Consider the following 2,324-nt stretch of genomic DNA (forward strand, 5'->3'; position numbering starts at 1 on the left):
GACGGAGCGGATGCCGCTGTTCTCGTTGCCTCCGCCGATGCCCGCGGCGTTGGTACTGCCCTTTGTGTCGATCGTGCCGCCCTGGACGATCAGATGGCCGCCGATCGTATCCTCCATGCCGCCGATCCCGGCCCCACCGGGCGGATGCGCATAGATCTTTCCGCTGTCATTGGCCTGACCGCAGATCGTGAGCGTGCTGCCGTCGACGATATAGATGCCGTCGCCGGCACTCAGCGTCGCCCCGTCGCAGAGGAGGAGCTTGACGTCGCCCTGGATCTTCAGGGTGGTAATACTTCCGAGAAAGACGTCCCGGTCCAGGATCCACCAGCCGTCGTATTCTTCGTCGGTCAAGGTATAGTAGCTTGCGCTGCTCTCGGTGACCTTGTTGTATAGTTTGCAGACCTCCTGCTTCTCTACGATCGCGGACCCGTTCCAGGTGCGGGACAGATAGGGGATCGGCTCCATGGTGAACTCCACGCCAAGCGTGACCGCATTCGCCGGCATCACGATCTTCAGAACGTAAGTCTGTTCGTCGATCTTCTCCACCGTGTACGGGACGATCTGCTCGCTGCCAAAGATCACGGAAGTCCAGGTGAGCACGTCGTAGCGCGGATCGGTGATCACGGCGGTCAGCGTGATCTCCTGCCCGGCAAAGGCCTCGCGTGCGCTGAGTTGAGCATCGCCAAGCCAATTGCAGCTCAGAAACACCCGATAGAACGGCGTCAGGATCAGTTCTACGCTGACGTCCGCGGCCGGCATGACGAAGCTCGTTTGGATTCCAGAGATCCCGTTGATATCCGGTGTGATCTCCAGCGTCTCCTCCTGGTCCTGGCCGTCCAGCGTGTAGTGCAGTACAACGCCGGTGACCGTGTAAGCGCCGCCGGACTGGATATCCAGTTTGATGGTATCGCCCGGGTTGCCCCAGCCGGTCCCGTTGGGGCCCTGGATATCAGAGTCCCAAACGATCCCCGTTTGATACGTGCCATTCCTGTAGACCAGCGTCCTCAGCACAGGACTGAGATCCGGGAAGCTGATCGTATAGACGTCGGGTTCGATGAACTCGAACTGCGCGAGGACCTTGACGTCAAAGTCAGGCATGATGAACGTGTAGGTGTCCTCATCCACCTGCGTCAGCTCGACATGGGTCGAGGCGTCGCCGCTCTTGTACACTTCGAGCCCCGGGACTGCGAAACGGGTCCCCTCGTTCATATGCACCGTGACGGTGACCAGATCTCCCTCTTCGGCTCTGTCTCTGTCTGCGGTCACCGTGTTGCCCGTCCCCATCAGATCGACCACACTGACAGTGATGCTGTGATCGTCATAGACGCTTTCGAACGTGGCATGGATCGTAATGGAGTAGACGCCCCTGTCGGGCACGGTGAAAGCGTTCGTCTCGTCCAGCGGAAGATCTCTGTCTACGCTGGTGAACTCAGAGGATCTGTAGGTCACACGGAAAGTCTCCGTATCCAACGCATAGTCCTCATCCGGCACGGCGCTGACCTGCAGCGTGTCCCCCCGGGAGACCTTATAGCGATAGGTCGTATTATACGGGAAAGCCTGATAGTCGCCCTCCAGGCTCACTGTGCCATGCTCGGGAAATGCGCCGGTGGTATCATCGATGATATAGACATATACCGCGTATTCCGCCATCGGGTCGTTCGGCTGCGGAGCGGCCTCCGGCTCTTCCTTCGGGGAGACAGCGCCATCAGGCGAGCCGTCTTCCGGCGCATCCACCGGCTTGATCGTCCCCTGTCCCTCCACCGTCTTCGCGCTTCCCGTCCGCGGCTCGGCAAAAGCGGAGAAGCCCAGGCTCAGGAACACAGCAAGGCAGAGCAGAAGAGAGAGCAGTCTCATCGTCAGGCTGTTCTTCATGGCGTATCCTCCTTGATCGGTGTTGATCCCCGCAAATATTTATTTTATTATACCATAGGCACAGACAGATCGCATCCACTTTTTTACTGTATTTAGTCAAAGTTTTTGAAGCGTTTGGTTTTCGTTCCCGACTCCCCTCGGAGCGACGGGAGAGAGAGCCCGCAGATGTCGACCTCATGCAGAGACAGCGGCTGCGTTCTCCCGCATGCTCTGTTCAGGCTGCGGCATAGTGGCCTGCGTCAAAGCGCAAGAGCGGCTCCCTTGCGGGAGCCGCTCTTGGTCGTATCGGTCTGACATGTGCTGGGGCGGATCGCTCGGCCCGTCTCCTTCGTGGGGATAGGAGCGAGGATCAAAGATCTCAGTAGATGACCACGCCCTGGCCCTTGGCCTTCACGTACTTCGCCAGCAGCGTCACGTCCGACACGGTGATCCTGCCGTCGGCGCTGCCGTCC

1 protein-coding gene is annotated in these 2,324 nt (G+C 59.3%); it reads right to left on the reverse strand.

All coding sequences use genetic code 11. The features are described from left to right. Nucleotides 1–1,872: hypothetical protein (locus IK083_00005; protein MBR4747939.1), on the reverse strand; the 1,872-nt coding region annotated here is incomplete at its 3' end. Between the last annotated feature and the right edge of the window lie 452 nt (nt 1,873–2,324).

This window comes from Abditibacteriota bacterium (assembly GCA_017552965.1).
GTDB lineage: Bacteria > Armatimonadota > UBA5829 > UBA5829 > UBA5829 > RGIG7931.